17 protein-coding genes and 1 pseudogene are annotated in these 16,257 nt (G+C 69.4%); 7 read left to right on the top strand and 11 right to left on the bottom strand.

The annotated features are described in order from the left end of the window. The 5 genes from A4R25_RS28375 to A4R25_RS28355 form a co-directional block, all read right to left on the bottom strand. The coding region (locus A4R25_RS28375; RefSeq protein ID WP_157539186.1) for a helix-turn-helix domain-containing protein at window positions 1-594 on the bottom strand (594 nt) is incomplete at its 3' end. 374 nt (window positions 595-968) lie between these two features. After that, window positions 969-1,712, bottom strand: a complete 744-nt coding sequence (locus A4R25_RS28370; RefSeq protein WP_043328843.1) for a hypothetical protein — start codon at window positions 1,710-1,712, stop codon at window positions 969-971. A 74-nt stretch (window positions 1,713-1,786) separates the two neighbouring features. Beyond that, complete coding sequence (locus A4R25_RS28365; protein WP_043328844.1) at window positions 1,787-2,503, bottom strand: response regulator transcription factor; 717 nt, start codon at window positions 2,501-2,503, stop codon at window positions 1,787-1,789. After that, entirely contained in the window at window positions 2,473-3,669 is a 1,197-nt protein-coding gene (locus A4R25_RS28360) for a hypothetical protein (protein WP_064448674.1), read from the bottom strand. Before A4R25_RS28360 ends, A4R25_RS28365 begins: the two co-directional genes overlap by 31 nt. Further along, complete coding sequence (locus A4R25_RS28355; protein ID WP_064448673.1) at window positions 3,659-4,834, bottom strand: ATP-binding protein; 1,176 nt, start codon at window positions 4,832-4,834, stop codon at window positions 3,659-3,661. Before A4R25_RS28355 ends, A4R25_RS28360 begins: the two co-directional genes overlap by 11 nt. Before the next feature lie 206 nt (window positions 4,835-5,040). On the opposite strand from A4R25_RS28355, the gene A4R25_RS28350 reads away from it, so the two are divergent. Next, window positions 5,041-5,481 (top strand): hypothetical protein, encoded by a 441-nt coding sequence (locus A4R25_RS28350; protein ID WP_043328848.1) that lies wholly within the window; start codon window positions 5,041-5,043, stop codon window positions 5,479-5,481. A 41-nt stretch (window positions 5,482-5,522) separates the two neighbouring features. Next, window positions 5,523-5,933 (top strand): TIGR03618 family F420-dependent PPOX class oxidoreductase, encoded by a 411-nt coding sequence (locus tag A4R25_RS28345; protein ID WP_064448672.1) that lies wholly within the window; start codon window positions 5,523-5,525, stop codon window positions 5,931-5,933. On the opposite strand, the gene A4R25_RS28340 is transcribed toward A4R25_RS28345, so the two are convergent. Beyond that, on the bottom strand, window positions 5,930-6,376 hold the full coding sequence (locus A4R25_RS28340) for a hypothetical protein (RefSeq protein WP_064448671.1): 447 nt from the start codon (window positions 6,374-6,376) through the stop codon (window positions 5,930-5,932). The genes A4R25_RS28345 and A4R25_RS28340 overlap by 4 nt on opposite strands. A gap of 157 nt (window positions 6,377-6,533) precedes the next feature. Further along, a complete protein-coding gene (locus A4R25_RS28335) occupies window positions 6,534-6,893 on the bottom strand; it encodes a MerR family transcriptional regulator (RefSeq protein WP_197494987.1) in 360 nt (119 codons plus the stop codon). 75 nt (window positions 6,894-6,968) lie between these two features. Between A4R25_RS28335 and A4R25_RS28330 the strand changes: the two genes are divergently transcribed. From A4R25_RS28330 to A4R25_RS28310, 5 genes are all read left to right on the top strand, one after another. Next, window positions 6,969-7,694, top strand: coding sequence for an SDR family oxidoreductase (locus A4R25_RS28330; RefSeq protein ID WP_064448670.1), 726 nt, complete (start codon window positions 6,969-6,971; stop codon window positions 7,692-7,694). Between the two features lie 203 nt (window positions 7,695-7,897). Then, window positions 7,898-8,473 carry an alpha/beta fold hydrolase gene (locus A4R25_RS28325; RefSeq protein WP_064448669.1) on the top strand — a complete coding sequence of 192 codons (576 nt, stop codon included), beginning with the start codon at window positions 7,898-7,900 and terminating at the stop codon, window positions 8,471-8,473. A gap of 31 nt (window positions 8,474-8,504) precedes the next feature. Continuing rightward, the gene (locus A4R25_RS28320) at window positions 8,505-8,831 is read left to right on the top strand and encodes a hypothetical protein (RefSeq protein WP_064448668.1); all 327 of its coding nucleotides are present in this window, start codon (window positions 8,505-8,507) and stop codon (window positions 8,829-8,831) included. 135 nt (window positions 8,832-8,966) lie between these two features. Beyond that, the gene (locus A4R25_RS28315) at window positions 8,967-10,976 is read left to right on the top strand and encodes a hypothetical protein (RefSeq protein WP_064448667.1); all 2,010 of its coding nucleotides are present in this window, start codon (window positions 8,967-8,969) and stop codon (window positions 10,974-10,976) included. A gap of 31 nt (window positions 10,977-11,007) precedes the next feature. Continuing rightward, window positions 11,008-11,403: a hypothetical protein gene (locus tag A4R25_RS28310; protein WP_064448666.1), complete on the top strand. Its 396-nt coding sequence runs from the start codon at window positions 11,008-11,010 to the stop codon at window positions 11,401-11,403. Between the two features lie 331 nt (window positions 11,404-11,734). Here the strand turns inward: A4R25_RS28310 and A4R25_RS28305 are convergent, their stop codons facing one another. The 4 genes and pseudogenes from A4R25_RS28305 to A4R25_RS28295 all read right to left on the bottom strand — a co-directional run. Next, a complete protein-coding gene (locus tag A4R25_RS28305) occupies window positions 11,735-12,364 on the bottom strand; it encodes a hypothetical protein (protein WP_064448665.1) in 630 nt (209 codons plus the stop codon). A 45-nt stretch (window positions 12,365-12,409) separates the two neighbouring features. Next, a complete protein-coding gene (locus A4R25_RS28300) occupies window positions 12,410-13,750 on the bottom strand; it encodes an IS701 family transposase (RefSeq protein ID WP_278090470.1) in 1,341 nt (446 codons plus the stop codon). A gap of 204 nt (window positions 13,751-13,954) precedes the next feature. Continuing rightward, a complete protein-coding gene (locus tag A4R25_RS31290; RefSeq protein ID WP_157539182.1) occupies window positions 13,955-14,596 on the bottom strand; it encodes a hypothetical protein in 642 nt (213 codons plus the stop codon). Between the two features lie 404 nt (window positions 14,597-15,000). Next, window positions 15,001-16,118, bottom strand: a pseudogene (locus A4R25_RS28295) (IS701 family transposase); the annotation flags it as partial. Between the last annotated feature and the right edge of the window lie 139 nt (window positions 16,119-16,257).

Here is a 16,257-nt window from a genome sequence, read left to right as displayed (position 1 = left end):
GTAGGCGGTGAACGCCTGTCTGATCGCGGTGATCGCGGCTCGGGCGGTCTCCGCGGCGGCGGCGTGGCAGGCGACCAGGGTGCGGGTGCAGTCGTCCAGGACGTCGAAGACGACGACAGTGCGGCCGTCGGCGAGTTTCACTTCGGTGGCGTCGATCTGATAGCAGTCGCGGGGCCGGGCATAGCTGAAACGCCGCCACGAGCTACGCGGTCGTTTAGCCGGAGTAGCCACGAGCAGGTCATGCCGGGCCAGCACCCGGTTGACCGTCGAGCGTGACGGCACCGACCAGGACGCGTCGGTGCGCCGGCGCACATCGTCCAACGCGTCTCGGATGAAGTCAGCCCCGTTGTCCGGGCCCAGTTCAGCGCGCAGTTTGCAGATCCACGCGTCCACCTCCGGCGGCGTGACCCGCGGACTGGTACGCGGCCGCCGGGATCGTTCCTGCCACTGACCCTCGGCCCGGATACGTGCGCGGTGCCGGTACACCGTGCGCACCGACACCCCGTGCTCACGCGCGAACTCGGCCGCGTTCACCCGAACCCCCGCCGCCAGCAGCGCGTCCAGCAGGTTCATCACATGCCGCCGAGAAGCCATGCCCGGCAGCACATACCACCCGACCCAAGATCCCTACCACGTGACACATGTATCGGGACTTCAACGCTGACAGATGTCATGGGACTGAACAGCCCCCATGAGGGCCCTTTCGTACCAAGATCTACACAGATCTCATGACGTAGTACGTTCGTCTCATCTGGTGGTGTGCCCTCCAGGAGTGCGGTGCGCGCCCGGCCGAACTGAGCGAGTGGAGTCTCACGCAACGCCCCTCCGTTGCCGAGATCTTCGGCCGCCCACCACGCACATACGAGGAAAGGGCCGCCGAGAACGCTCACCTGTTCCGCCGACTGAGGACAGCCGCACCGCGCAAGGATGCACCTCCATGCCGCAGAGGATGCGCGCTCGGGGGAGGGTCAGCAGGCGGAACCGGGCTGGTCGCGGGCCGGGACGTCGGACAGCGCCCACGGCGACGCCTCGGCCACCGGCGGACGGTAGTAGTCGTCGCGGGACAGGAACTCCACCGGCAGCGAGCCCGGCAGCGTCACCGTGCCGAGCATCGGGCCGGGGGAGGCGGCGACCCGGGTGGCGAGCACGTCCCGCTCCGGCGGTGAGAGGTCGACCAGATCGGGGTTGGCCAGGCGGTATCCGGCCACCGCGCGGCGGACCTGCCGGGCCAGCCCGGCGACCGGCCCGACCGGGCCGGTCAGTGCCAGCGCCGGCTGCCGGATGGTGCGCAGCGCGTCGCAGACCACGCGCAGCTCGGCTGTGCCGTCGCCGTGATCGACCAGTTCCAGCCGGGACGGCCACTGCCAGCGGATCTGACCGCTGACCAGGCGGGACAGCCGGACCGGGCGCCGGTGCCGGGCACCCGTCCGGCTGTCCCGCCCGGGGACCACTGACAACTCGGAACCGCTGCAGACGTACGCCAGCCGGCGGTCGGTCACGGTGATCGTCGCCGGCGCGGGCAGCGCCCAGCAGCGGACGTCCTCGGTGGGGCCCAGCAGGTGACCGGCGACCCGCAGCAACTGATGCCCGAGTATGCGCTCACCCGGCTCGGGCACCAGCGCGTAACGCCGGTCCAGCACGGGACGGGTGGGGTCGGCGTCGGCGTCGAACCGATGCGGTCCGACGAAGAAGGGTGCGGCGTCCTCCGGCACGGTACGACCTCCCGGTGACGGTTGGCGGTATCAGGGAGCCTGCCGGATTCGTAGGGTGATTGTCATGACACCTGTTAGGGGGTCGGCCGGTCGGCCGACGCCTGCGACCGGTAGATGCCGATATCTTCCGGTCGGACGAGTCCGTCCTCGATCGCGCGGGCGAGCAGAGCCGCCTTCGTGGCAGCCGGACGCCCCGCTCGGGTGTACTTGATCCGCGCTCGGTCGACGTACTGCTTCACTGTGTGCTCGCTGATCTGCATCCGGCGCGCCACCGACGCCTTCGACATCGACTGGAACCACAACAGCAGCGCCTCGCGCTCCTTGTCCGACAGGGCCGGACGATCCGGCCGGGCGTCGCCGACCATCGCGCCGGCCAGCGCGGGCGGCACGTACGGCCGGTCCTGCGCCGCCGCCAGCACGGTGCCCACACAGTGCTCGCGTCCCTCGTGCTTGGCCAGGAACGCCACCGCGCCCGCGTCCAGCGCGGCCAGCATGGTCGGCGGGTCGCTGTGCTCGGAGTAGACCACCACCCGGCGCCCGGCCGCGCTCAGCTCGGCCAGCTTGTCCAGCACCATCCGGCCGTGCAGGCGCAGGTCGAGCAGCACCACCTCGGCGTCGGGCGCGGCCCGTAGCACCTCGTCCGGGTCGTCGCCGGTGGCCACCACCCGCAACCGCGGCTCGCCGGCCAGCCAGGCCCGCACCCCGTCGATCACCACCGGATGGTCGTCCACGATCGCCACCCCGATCGGCCACCCGGCGTTCACGTCCGCCGCCAGCGGGTCTGCGTCCATCTGATCTCCCCGTCCCGCTCGTGCAGGTGTTCCACCGGTCCGCCCCCACCGGTCGTCGTCTCGTCCGGGCCGTCGTGGTCCGGTGTCACCAGGCTGACCACCACCTCGTCCGGTCCCGCGACCACTGTCAGCCGCGCCCAGCCCTCGGCCGCGGCGAGCCCTGCCGTGAGCGGGTCGGCCAGCCCGCGCCGGATCTCCACCGGCAGCTCCGGCGGCGTGCCGACCGCCACCAGGTCGATCGGCAGCCCGTTGCGTTCGGCCAGGTCGGCCGCCGCGCGCAGCTCGTGCAGCAGCGCGTCGGGCACGTCGTCGGACTCGGCGATGAGCCGGCGCAGCCGGGCCGCGGCCAGCACCGCCCGCCGCCGCACCGCCGGGTCGGCCGGGTCGGCGTCGCCCGACGCCAGCTCGGCCAGCACCTCCTCGGCGGTGCCGCTGACCAGAGCGAGCCGTTCCTGGCGCTCGGTGCGGGCCCGCTCGGCCGCCTCCCGCTCCGCCGCCACGGCCAGCGCCGCCGCCGCGGTGGCGGCCCGGGCCCGGGCCTGCGCGGTGAGCGCCGCCGCGCCGACGAAGACCGCCACCGGCAGGGTGGAGGTGCCGTAAACGTACATCGTGGCCCGGCTCAGATCGGCCGACGCGGTCGCGCCGTACAGCACCACCGCGGTCACCGCGATCGCGCCGTGCGCGGCGAGCATGACCAGCAGCCAGCGCACCGGCCGCCGCCAGAGCGCCAGCAGGAAGAACCAGGCCAGGCCGCCCCACACCCAGTTGGCGGTGCTGAACAGGAAGCGCTCGCCGGCGCCCGCGACGACCGCCGCGTCGACCACCAGCAGCGCCGCGGCCAGGCTCCGGGCCGGGGGCAGTTCGCCGCGCAGCAGAAGTACGCCGGCCCAGACCCCGATCAGCGCGGTCACCAGCCAGCCCACCGCCACCACGGCGGGGAAGGCCATTCCCGGTCCCGCCCGCAACACGGCCGGCAGCGCGATCGCCAGGTGCCAGGCCGCCGCGATGACGATTGCGGCGATCCGCGCGCCCCCGTCGGAGGCGTCGGCCACCGCGTGCGCCTCCGGCGGGGCGGTGGCCGGTCCGGGGCGCGTCGCCACCCGCGGCCGGGGAAGTGGACGCAGCACGGAGTCGGCGGTCACCGCCGCACCCGACTCAGTCGGCATCGGACCACTCCAGCCGAATCCGGGTGCCCGCGCCAGGGGCGGAGGTCACCAGCGCGCGTCCACCCACAGTGGTCATCCGCCCGTGGATCGACTCGCGCAGCCCGTACCGGTGGGCCGGGACCGTGGCGGGGTCGAAGCCCGGACCGTCGTCGACCACCTCGACCACGACGGCGCCGCCCTCGCGGGCCAGGCGCAGCGACGCGGTCGCGCCGGGTGCGTGCCGCGCCACGTTCGCGAGCGCGGCGGCGGCGCTGTCGGCGAGCGCCGTGGCGACCTCCGCCGGCAGCCGGCAGGGCGCGAGCGTCGCGGTCACCGCCGGCCCGGGCGTTCCGGCGAGCACCTGGCGCAGCCGTTCGTCCAGGTCGGCCTCGCCGGCCGCGGTCGCGGATCGCGCGCCCGCCAGGGCGGTCAGGGTACGCAGATCGTGCGCGCACCGCTCGCGCAACGTCGCCGAGTCGGGTACCGCGCCGAGGCCGACCATGGTGAGCGTGCCCAGCACGGTGTCGTGCAGGTCGCGGTTCTGCCGCCGTTCGTCCTCGCGGGCGGCGCGCGCGACCACCGCCTCGTGGGACAGCCGCTGGTAGTCGGCGAACGCGGCGTCGGCGCGGGCGATCCGGCGGCGCATCACCGCTGTCATCACCGCCGCGCTTCCGGTCTGCACCAGCAGCGTCCCGGCGTGCGCCCGCGCCTCGACCGGGTTGCCGGCCAGCGTGGTGCCGGTGACGTACGCGGCGGTGACCAGCAGCCCGGCCGGCACCGACCAGCGGGCCGGCGCGGTGGCCTGCGTGTTGATCACCGTCGAGCTGGCCAGCACCGCGATCCAGCTCGCCTCGCCCGGCAGCACCTCCGGCGCGACCAGCCACGGGACGGCGAGCGCGGCGGCGGTGGTGAGCGCGACGTCGCCGGCCACCAGCGGCCCGTCAATGCCGTGCCGGAACGCCCGCCAGGCGTACCAGACCGACCAGACGGTGAGGACGACGACAGCGGGGATCAGCAGCGCCACCCGCACCGGCGGTGTCCGCACCGACAGCGCGACCACCGCGCCGACCAGACCGCAGGTGAGTCGCAGTAGCGCGGGAAGCGTCGTGAAGATCAGCGTGAACGCCTCAGCCGCCGGCCGGGCCTGGGTGGACCCGGGCAGAGACGTGGCGGCAGCGACCGGCATCGGGGGGATGTCCTTCCGGCAGCGACCCGGCCGGGTCCGCGCGGCATAGATTGACGCCGGAGAATAACACGGTTTGTGGGTACTGGTCACCCTTGGTGCTTGACGAGTTTCGCTCCGGCGTAAAGCAGCCGAGGCTCAGCGCCCCGCCGAGAAGCGGAGCCGCGGCCTCCGGTTTACGGTTGCCGGCGTCTCCTACCCTGCGGGGTATGGCATACCAGCCGGCCATGGTGCCGCCGAAGAAGTCCAAGCGAACCCTGTTCATCGTGCTCGGCGTGGTGCTGGCGATCTGTTGCTCCGGCGGTGTGCTCGGCGGCTTCTTCCTCTTCCGGGTCGTGCAGGAAGCCACCGGCCCGGCGCGCTCCACAGCGCAGACCTACGCCGAGGCGATCGTCGACCGCGACTACCCCGCCGCGTACCGGCAGCTCTGCACCCGCGTACGCGACCGGGTCAGCGAGGCGGACTTCACCCGGCAGCAGTCCTCCCAGCCGGAGTTCACCGGCTACGAGATCACCGGGCTCAACGTGTCGAACAACAACGGCCGGGTGAGCGGGTCGACGACCATCCGGTTCACCCCGGCGGTCGGGACCAACGTGACGCAGTCGTTCCCGATGGTCAAGGAGGACGGGGAGTGGCGGATCTGCGAGTGAGCCGGTGGCGCTCCTCCGCGCGCACCTGATCCACTTGTCGCATGGCCCCATCTCCCACCGCACCGGTTCCCCCGGCCGTCGAGGACCGGCTCGCCCGCGAACGCAACGTCTGGCTCTGCACGCTGCGCCGGGACGGCTCACCGCACATGACGCCGGTGTGGTTCGTGTACGCCGACGGCGTCTGGTGGATCGGCTGCGAGGGCCGCAGCGTCAAGGCCCGCAACGTGGCGGCCGACCCCCGCGTCTCGCTCGCCCTGGAGGACGGCGTCCACCCGGTCGTCGCGGAGGGCGTCGCCCGCCTGCACCGTGCCGGCTTCCCGCCCGCGATCGTGGCGGCGTTCGCCGAGAAGTACGGCGGCTGGGACATCCGGCAGCCGGTCACACCGGACAGTGAACGGGTGCTGCTGGAGGTGCCCGTCCGGCGGTGGCTGCTCGCCGGCCGGGCACGCTAGTCCCCGGAGAATCCCCAGAAGTAGATCTCGCTCGGGACGCCCGCCTCGTCGTGCAGCACGGCGTACCGGCCGAACCAGCGCTGCTTGGCCAGCGGCGCGAGCGCCTCGACGTGCGCGCGGGTCGGCCTGGCGACGCCCACACGTGCGAGCGCTTCGGCCTCGGTCACCCGCTGGAACGTCCCGAAGCCGGGCTCCTCGCCGTCGGCCAGCACCCGCGACATGTCCAGGATGGAGTGTGTGCCGGACTCCTGTACCCGCTCGTCCGCCCACAGCTCCTCCTCGCTGCGGGGACGGTCCGGGAAGTCGGCGGCGGACGCACCGAACTCGCCCGGCGCCGCCCACCAGTAGTCGCCGGTCTCGAAGACCTGCCGGCGCAGTTCGTCAAGCGCGGCCTGGGCATCCGGCTGGTACGCCACGAAGTAGGTCCATCCCGATGCGCCCACGCTGCCTCCCGGTGATCCCGCTCGTCGACCGCCGTCGTGCGGCGGCGCACGCGATCATGCCCGACACCACCGACGAAACCGGCGGGTCGACGCGACCAGGATTTCTGTGCCACTCTCCGCCATGCGTCTGTCGTCGGACCTGCGCGGGCGATCGCGCCTACGGGTGCGAATCGGTGATCGCAATGACCTCGTCGAGGCGGTCCAGGGCGGCCCGGAGATCGTCGACCCTGGCCTGGATGCGCTCGCGCTCGGCGCGCAGCATGGCCCGCTGCCCGGGGTCGGTGTGCCCGGAGTCCCAGCACGGCAGGAGTTCGGCGATCCGGCTGCTGGTCAGGCCCGCCGCGTACATCTGCTGGATGAACCGGACCAGCGTGACCGTGTCCGGCCGGTAGAGGCGCTGGCCGGACGGGCTGCGCCTGGGGACGAGAAGACCCTGCTCCTCGTAGTAGCGCACGGCCCGCACCGAGACACCGGCGCCGCGTGCCACCTCACCGATGCGGATCAGCGGCTCGGTCACGGTGACCCCTCTCACCCCGGTCTCGGCGATCAACACTTGCCTCTGACGTCAACGTCAGGTTTTAGCGTACCGGGCATGGACATCAACGACTCGGTAGCCCTCGTCACCGGCACCAACCGCGGCCTGGGCCGCGCCTTCGCCCAGCGCCTGCTCGAACGCGGCGCCCGCAAGGTCTACGCGACCGCCCGCCGGCCGGAGACCGTCGACCTGCCCGGCGTCGAGGCGCTGCCGCTCGACATCACCAGCCCCGCATCCGTACGGGCCGTCGCCGCTGCCGCCCCGGACGTCACGCTGCTCGTCAACAACGCCGGCATCCAGACCGGAACCGACCTGGTGACCGGTTCGCTGGAGGCGGTACGACACGAGGTGGACACCAACGTGCTCGGCCACCTGGAGATGATCCGCGCGTTCGCGCCGGCACTCGCCCGCAACGGCGGAGGCGCGATCGTGAACGTGCTCTCCGCCATGTCGTGGTTCGGGACCAGGGGCGCCGGCGCGTACCACCTGACCAAGGCCGCCGCCTGGGCCATGACCAACGGCGTACGCCTGGAACTCGCCGACCAGGGCACGCTCGTGACGGCGGTGCACCTCGGCCTGGCCGACACCGACATGTCAGCCGGCTGGCCCGTCGACAAGATCGCGCCGTCCGATCTGGCCGACGCGGCGCTCGACGGCGTCGAGGCGGGCGCCGCCGAGGTTCTCGCCGACCAGTGGAGCCGGGACGTCAAGTCCCGGCTGACGCTGACGCCGGAGGAGTTCAACGCCGCGATGGACCGCGCCCTGGCGGCGCTGGCGGCCTGACCGGGCCTGGCGGTACGTGCCGGTCGTGGCCGCGTTCGCTGAGGCGCCACATCGCCGACCGGTTGCAGCGCGTTGACGGTGACCCGGAGGGTGTCGGGGCGCCTCCGATCACCCTGATGCAGGATGCAGCGGGTGACCTCGATCTATCGAACCGCTGCGGGCCAGGACAGGATCCGCCGGTGGTGCGAGGAACAGTTGACTGCATGGTGGTCGCCGCCGACCTTCCAGGCCAGCCAGGGCTGAGCTCCGACGAAGCGGGCACCGCCGGTGGCCGGCTCACGTGGTACGGCTCGTGGCTGGGAGAGGTCATCGAGAAGACCACCGCCGGGCCGGTCGTGGTGCTCGGGCATTCGTTCGGCGGCGCTGTCACGCTCGCCGCGGATCATCCGAGGATTCGGGGAAAGGTCGCCGTGTCTCCAGGCGGGTTGTGCCGGCTCCGGATCACACCCCGTGTCCTGCTGGCGTTCCTGGCCTGGCTGGTGCGGCCACGCGCTGATTCGAGCCGTCGACTGCTACGCATCCTGTCTGCTCCCGGCCAGGAGCCCCGCGCCGAACTGGTAGAATGGATGACGCTGGTCGCCCGGTACGCCCGTCCGGTGAGCTCCGACGACCTCGTACCGGCGGCCGCTCACACGATGCCGGTCGTGGTCGCGAGCGGACACCACGACGTGTTCCTGCCCCGGAACGACTGCGCGCAGGAGCACGACAGCGGATCCATGCGGACGCCGACATCGTTCCCGGCGCCGGCCATCTCGTCACCGACGAGCGCCCCGACCTGATCGCCGCGCTGGTTGCCCGGCTGGAGGATCAGTGGCGCTGAACAAGCGGGGCAGTCGGCCCATCGTCGTCGACGGCAACCGCTACTGCTGGCTCGTCCGCCGGAAGCCGACGTACAGCCAGGGTCTGACCTGGTCACCGTTGAGCTTCGCCGTTGAGCGCGCGGATCTGGCTGGGTGCGCCACTCTCGTCGTCCGACTCGCGTCACCGCGACCGGACAACTGGATGAATGCCGTGGCCTCTCCGGTGCTCCCTTCGCTGGTCGCGAGTGCCATCAGGCAGGGGCTTGAGCGGGGCTGGCAGCCCGAGCGCCCCGGCTCCCCGTTCATGCTGGACCTCGGCGCTGACGAGCAGGGCTAGGGCCGGCGACGCGGAGCGCACCGCGCTGAAACACGTCCTTGGAACTCGTCTCGTGACCGTGCGGAAGGCCGGAAACGCGGTTCTCCGAATGGCGTTTCGCTCCGTAGGATCTCCGGCGATCAAGGGGGATTAACGGTGGGCGATTTCCAGCAGTTCGTGACGGACGTGACTTCACGTCTGTCCACCATGTCCAAAGGTGAGTTGTACCTCGTCGGCGACGGCCTCGACCGGGACTCACTCTGGCTCACCTTCCTCGAATCCTTCCCCGCCGGCACCAATCCGCGGTTCCGTGAGCGATCCGAGTACGACTGCTCGACCTGCCGCGGTTTCATCAAGCACTTCGGCAACGTCGTCGAGATCAACGCCGGGCGCGTCCGTACCGTCTGGTCCGGGGTCTCGGCCTCCGACCCGGTCTTCTCCGTCGTCGCCGCCGCTCTGGACGAGTTCGTCCTCTCGCTGCCGTTGGCCACCGTCTTCCGGTCCACTCAGGAGCAGTACGGCACGAAGACCACCCGATCGCTGCGCGACGGCCAGGTCGAGGTGTGGCACCACCTGCACGGCCGGGTGGAGAAGCGGCATCGCACCGACGACGTCGGCGCGGCACAGAGCGACTTCGACGCCGCGGTGCAGGTCTTCCAGCGCGGCCTGGCCGAGCTGACCCCGCACGCTCTGGACACCGTCGTCGACCTCATCGACGACAACGCCCTCTACCGCGGCACGGAGCATCGTCGGGCGGTGACCGAGTTCCGGTCGCTGCAGAACCGGTGGACGAAGGCGACCGACGGACGGGCCTTCGTCTTCGCCAACGCCATGAACCCGGCGGCACGCTTGCGCAACACGGTGATCGGCACCCTCGTCCAGGCTCTCTCCGCCGGCGTCGACCTGGAGCAGGCGGTCCGGTCGTTCGAGACGAAGGTGGCGCCGCAGAACTACCAGCGCCCCACGGCGCTGATCACCCCGGCCATGGTCAAGGCTGCCATGAAGACCATTGACGAGTTGGGCATCGAGGAGTCGTTGCAGCGACGGTTCGCCCGGCTGTCCGACGTGTCGGTCAACAACGTGCTGTGGGTCGACAATGACACCCAGCCGCAGATGAAGGACGGCATCGAAGGGCTGCTCATGCAGGCGGCCACCAGGACGTCGACAGGTGCGCGCCTTCGTGACGCGAAGCCGGAGGAGATCCCCGTGGTCTCCTTCCTGAAGGACATCCTGCCCGGAGCCAGCTCCATCGACCTGTGGGTCGCCAACACCCACGAGCCGCACTTCGTCAGTCTCACGACCGGCCGGCACCCGGCTGCTCCGCGGTTGTTCAAGTGGGACAACGACTTCGCCTGGTCGTACGGCGGCAACGTCGCCGACTCGATCCGGGAGAAGGTCAAGCGGGCCGGCGGCAACGTCACCGGCAAGCTGCGGGTGAGCCTGTCCTGGTTCAACCACGACGACCTCGACCTGCACGTGTTCGAACCAAACGGCGACCACATCTGGTACCAGGAGAAGCGCGACAAGCTGGACGTCGACATGAACGCCAGCGGGCCGTTCTCCCGCGAGCCGGTGGAGAACGTCACCTGGACCGACCACGTCCCCGACGGTGAGTACCGGATCGAGGTGAACCAGTACCGCAAGCGGGACAGCGCCCAGGTCGGCTTCGTGATCGAGACCGAGAGCGACGGGAAGATCGAGCATTACCGCCACGAGCGCGCGGTCGGCCACAAGGAGACCGTCGAGGTCGGCCGGATGACGGTCACCGGCGGCGTGATCACCGCTTTCCGGCCGGGTAAGGACGTGCAGCGGGGCAGTGCGGGCAAGGAGTTGTGGGGGATCACCTCCGAACAGTTCGTACCGGTGTCCACGATCATGTACTCGCCGAACTACTTCGACGACAACGAGGTCGGCAACCGGCACTACTTCTTCATCCTGAAGGGGTGCGTGAACGACCAGCCGACGCGCGGGATCTACAACGAGTTCCTCCGCGCCGACCTGCAACCGCATCGCAAGGTGTTCGAGGTTCTCGGCGACCGCACCAAGTGCGAGCCCTCTCCGGATCAGCTCTCCGGCCTCGGCTTCAGCTCCACGATCCGCAACTCCGTGGTCGCCAAGGTGACCATGACCGGCGGCCGGCGCCGCCTCCTCAGCATCCAGTTCTGATCCCCTGCCCAGAAAACGGAGAGAGGTCGTTGTGACCATTTTTGAGAAGGCCACCCGGGAGAAGTTCCGCTATCCGTCGGCCAAGGGATTGCTGACCACGGAGCAGCTGTGGGAGCTTCCGCTGACCGCCAAGTCCGGCTTCAGCCTCGACGACGTGGCCAAGGCGGTCAACGCCGAACTCAAGGCCGTCGACACCGAGTCGTTCGTGACCACCGAGGCCAATCCGGCCAAGGCGACCCTGGAGACCAAGTTGGAGGTCGTCAAGCACGTCATCGCCGTCCGCCTCGCCGAGGACCAGGCGGCGAAGGCGGCGGCGGCCAAGAAGCTGGAGAAGGAGAAGCTGCTGGCGGTCCTGGGCCGTAAGCAGGACGCGGTCCTGGAGAACCTGACCGAGGCGGAGCTGCTGGCCCGGATCAACAACCTGTAGCCCGCTGACGATCTGGCCTGCGGTGGGGATGGTGCGCCCGGCAGGATTCGAACCTGCGGCCTTGGGATTAGAAGGACTTTTAGGCATCGCCGGACCGCCTCGCATGGCCGTCGTATCTGGGCCGGTAGCGGCCTCGCGGGGTGCAGTCTTTGCAGGTCAGGCCGTGTCTCTGCACATCTTCGGGCGGAAGCGGATTCCGGAGATCGCCGGGGATCGCCGAAGGTTGCTGCGGACCCTTCCCGGACCCTCGATCTTGACTCCCTGCTACCCGGTAGGGGTACTCCCGGTAGCAGCGGCTCCTCTCGGCATCGGAGAGGAGCCGCTGCAGCGGCTACAGGACCTGACGCGGAAGGATGCGATCCTCCACCGTCTTTGCTCCGATGGGGGAGAGGGTCACGTGGCCTGTTGTCTCGTCGTACTCCACAAGCCGGTCCCGGTGGAGCTGCCGGAGAACTCTCTTGTAGTTGGACAGACGATCTTGTTCGAGGTGCTTGGCGAGGATCTTGTCCGTTAGTTGCGTTGTGAACGAATGAAGCAGCAGCAGAGTCTTGTTGGAGAGGGACATCGACGGGTCGAGCACCCGTGCTGTATCACCGACATGCCAGATCAACGGGACGTGGCGCTCCACGAGGGCTTCAACAACGCTCGTCGCCGTTGCTAGGTCGGTGCCATGGAACATGCGGACGAACTCGGCCATGATCCACTGAGTCGCGTGCAGTACAAAGGTGGCATCCATGTGGTTGGCGCTTACGTCGCCGCCGACATGCCCAACACCGCGATTGTTACGGATGTCGTACAGCGCAACGAGCACCCGCGGCACCGTCACCCGCGCCGACTTCGGATACAGCTTGCTGTCCGCCTGCTCCAGTAGCTTGCATGCATGGTCAAACCGGGACGGCTTGCTCGCTGTCTGGGCATAGTTGCCCCCGTCTAGGTAGCCCGCAAGGATCGTGTACGCCACCTCCGAGAAGCGTCCGCCGTCTAGTACGGCAGCCGCCGTTCGGGATCATGGCTGGAGTTCGAGGTTGAGGCGTCGGGTGTAGTGGGCTTGGCGGGCTCGGGCTTGATGCTGGCGCCGCCAGTCTGACCAGCGCAGACGGTGGGCGAGGTTGCTGAGCGGGCGGATGATGCAGGCGTTGATCAGGCGCCGGACCTCGTTGACGGTGAGCTTGATCAGTCCGGTGTCGGCCGGGTTGTGGTCGGCGGCGTCGGCGGCGCAGATCGCCAGGACGGCGAGGGCGGCCAGGGCGAGGGTGGTGAACCGGTGCCAGGAGTCCCAGCGGCGGACCTGGTGCTGGTCGAGACCGACCTGGCCCTTGGCAGCTTGGAAGCTCTCCTCAACCGTCCAGCGGATGCCCGCGACCCGCACGAGTTGGGCCAGGGTGGCCGGTTGCGGGGTCCAGCAGCGGTAGAAGGCCAGCTCACCGGTGGTGGTGTTGCGGCGGATCAGGAGGCTGTGGTGGCCGCCGTCGTCGGGGTCGGCGTCGGTGCAGACGTCGTCGAGCCAGGCCCAGTCGTAGAAGCGTGGCCCTTTCGACCCGGCACCGGCGCTGCGACGTTGCCACGCCGAGGCCGGCAGCTCGGCGGCGACCCGGTCAGCCCGAACCCGGGTCTTGCCGCCGTCGAGTGGGACCAGGTGGCTGCGGGACACGGCCAGGACATAACCCAGGCGGTGGTGGCGTAGGTGGGCACGGAAGACGCTGCTGTTGCCATAGGCCTCGTCCGCGGCCGCCCACCCGGCCGGGACGCCGGCGTCGACGGCCGCGGTGATCATGTCGGCGGCCAGCTCGGACTTCGTGGCGAAGGCGACCTCGTCGGGAACCCCGGCGGCCTGGCATCGGTCCCGGTCATCGGTCCACGACACCGGCAGGTAGACCCGGCGGTCGATCAGCGTGTGCCCATGCCGGCTGGCATAGCCGCAGAACACCCCCACCTGCGCATTCTCGATCCTGCCGGCGGTGCCGGTGTACTGGCGTTGCACTCCGATGGTGTGCACGCCCTTCTTCAGGTCCCCGGTCTCGTCCACGACCAGCACCGCGTCCGGATCACCGAACCGGCCCACGACCACCGCCCGCACATCGTCGCGGACCGCATCGGCATCCCACACCGCCCGAGACAACAACCGCTGCATCGCGTCCGGCCGGGCATGCCCGGCCCGCTCCGCCAACTGCCAGCACGTCTTGACCTCGATGTCGGCCAGCAGCCCTGTCACGAACGCCGTCGCCGTCCGACGCGGCTCGACCCGCCCGAAGCGTCCCGCGAACGCATCGCACACCCCGGTCAGGACTTGCCGCCACCGGTCTGGGTTTACGCTGTGGCACGCGGCCACCGCCAGATCTGAAGTCATGTCCACAGCAGACAGACGATCACGCGGTGGCCGCACCTCGTCTACCCGGCCCCACCAGCGACATCTCAAACGGCGGCTGCCGTACTAGCTCGGCTGCTTCCCACCGTCCTTCCCGGTAGTTCCGGGTGATCTTGCGGAACTCCTCTACTAACTCGGCGCGGAGCCCTGGCGGCAGATGCGCCAGGGCCGTCGCTGCGTCAAGCGTCACTTCTTGGCCTTTGTAGTAATGGGCATGTCGTGCTCGACAGTGTTTCGCCCCCGAGGAGTGGTCTTGATCGCCTTCATGCTGCTCGTGTCAATCCAGCTATTGAGAAAGGCCGTGTTGCGGAGGGCAGTGTTCGGGTGGCCCGGCTCCCGCCAGGTGCATTCCTTATAGGCAGCAAGCACGTGACCCACGCCGATCTCAGAAAGTTCGTACACCTGTTCCAGCCAATAGACCGCGAGCAGGTTCTTCTGGTGGATCGTTGTTGGGTTTTTCTCGGCGACGAGATCGCGGAACGCTTGCTTGCCAGAAGGTCGAAAGTCGATGTCGCGGACTGGAGTCCATGAACGACGGCCAGTGGCCTTCCGTGGTGCCGTCGCCTTCTTGGCCTTCCGCGACCGACCCCCGGTCGCGGCAGGCTCTACATCCGTCTCTTCCTCGGCTTCTGTGACGCTTCCTGCCTCATTCGTCTGCTGCGAGGCAGGCAGAGCCTCCATGGGAGCCGGTCGCGGCGACGGCACCCCGTTGAAGCTGCTAATCAGGTCTTCGTAAGCCCGCTCCTTCAGTCCATCCGGAAGATCCTTTACTGCCTCCGCGATCTTTGGCATTACTTCGAGCAATCGCTGGAAGTCCCCCTCGGCCACTGGCCCCTCCTGTACCGGCGATGGTGAACAGGACATTCTCTTATGTGGAGGAAGGCGATGTAAAGCTGATCAATGTGAGTCGGATGATCAGTTATCTGCTGATGGGACTTCCGGCCGACACAGACCGCTCGTAGGCCGCTACGCCCGCGCCTCCTGTGTCGGAGCCGGTCGCGGTCTCTCCCGTCCGTCCTGTCGTGGGCTCGGCGCTCGACGGCCACGCTAGTACTCCAGCCGCACCTGGTGGAGCCGGAGTCTTCGCTGGTAGTGGGCCCTTCTGGCGCGGTATTGGTGTCGTCTTCGCCATCGTGACCATCGATGGATGTGGTCGAAGGGTCGGGTGGTGGTGATCAGGTGTGCCAGGAGACGTCGGACCTCGCCGAGGGTGAGGGGAATGAGGCCGTCGTGGGATTCGGTTCCCCCTTTTTGGCCTGTGTGGCGGTGACGGTGAGGTAGGCGTGGGCGCACAGAACGAGAGTTGTGTGCCGGTACCAGGCGTCGTACCGGCGCACCTGGTAGTGATCCAAGCCGACCTCGGTCTTGGCGGTCTGGAAACACTCCTCGATCGCCCAACGGGTCCCTGCCACGCGGATCAGGTCTTCGTCGAGGGTGCTGCCTACGGGGCCGAAGCACAGGTAGTAGGCCAGTTCGGTGGGGTCGGTGATGCTGCGTCGGATCAGCAGCCAGTGGCCGTAGCCGTCAACCGTGCCGGGCAGGGAGGCCACGGCCCAGTCGTAGAGTCGCGGCCCTTTGGCGCCGTCGCCGCAACTGCGCCGCTTCCATGCCAGTGCCGGCGCGTTCGCGGCGAGGACATCCGGACGGGAGCTGCCCACCGTGGTCGGGACCCGCTGGTTGCAGGGCACGGCCAGGACGTAACCGATGCGCTGCTGCTGCAGCCACGTCCGGAACTTCGAGTCCTGCCCGTATGCCTCGTCAGCGGTCACCCATTTCGCTGGTAGGCCCGCGGTGACGGCGCGTTCGAGCATCCGCAGCCTTAGCGCGGGTTTCGTGGCGAACCCGACGCTGGCGGGGATGCCGGCTTCGGTGCGGCGGGCGGGATCGTCGCACCAGCGGCGGGGCAGATACAACTCCCGGTCGACCAGGGTGCGCCCTTGCGGCCCGGCGTAGGCAAGGAACACCCCGAGCTGGCAGTTCTCCGTCCGCCCGGCCGTGCCCGAGTACTGACGCTGCACCCCAGCCGACTTGACTCCCTTCTTCAGGAACCCGGTCTCGTCGACAATCAACACCCCGTCGTCATGGCCGAGATGTTCCGCCACGTAGGCGAACAGGTCGTCGCGAACAGCGTCCGGGTTCCACGCAGACTTGTTGAGTAGCCGTTGCATCCGATTCGGCGTGGTATCTCCGGCGGCCTCGGCGAGGGTCCAGCCGTTCTTGCTCGCCAACGGCGACAGCAACCCGACCAGGTACGCCAGCGCCTGCCGGCGCGGCTCCGCCCGCCCGAAACGGTGCGCGAACCCGCCAGCAGATCATCCAAACCCGCCCGCCATCCCACGATCTCATCGATCAACACAAGCACGGGAGCCTGCCCGCCGTACGATCGGCCACAACAGACAGACGGTGCGACCAAGCCACACATCCGTCCAATAGCATCGACATCCGCAGCTACGCGGACGACATAACCCGGACGTCGACCATGCCGCTGA

This window comes from Micromonospora sp. NBRC 110037 (assembly GCF_001652995.1).
Classification (GTDB): domain Bacteria; phylum Actinomycetota; class Actinomycetes; order Mycobacteriales; family Micromonosporaceae; genus Micromonospora; species Micromonospora chalcea.
The sequence above is the reverse complement of the archived record's forward strand: the minus strand, read 5'-3'. Positions and strand labels throughout refer to the sequence as shown.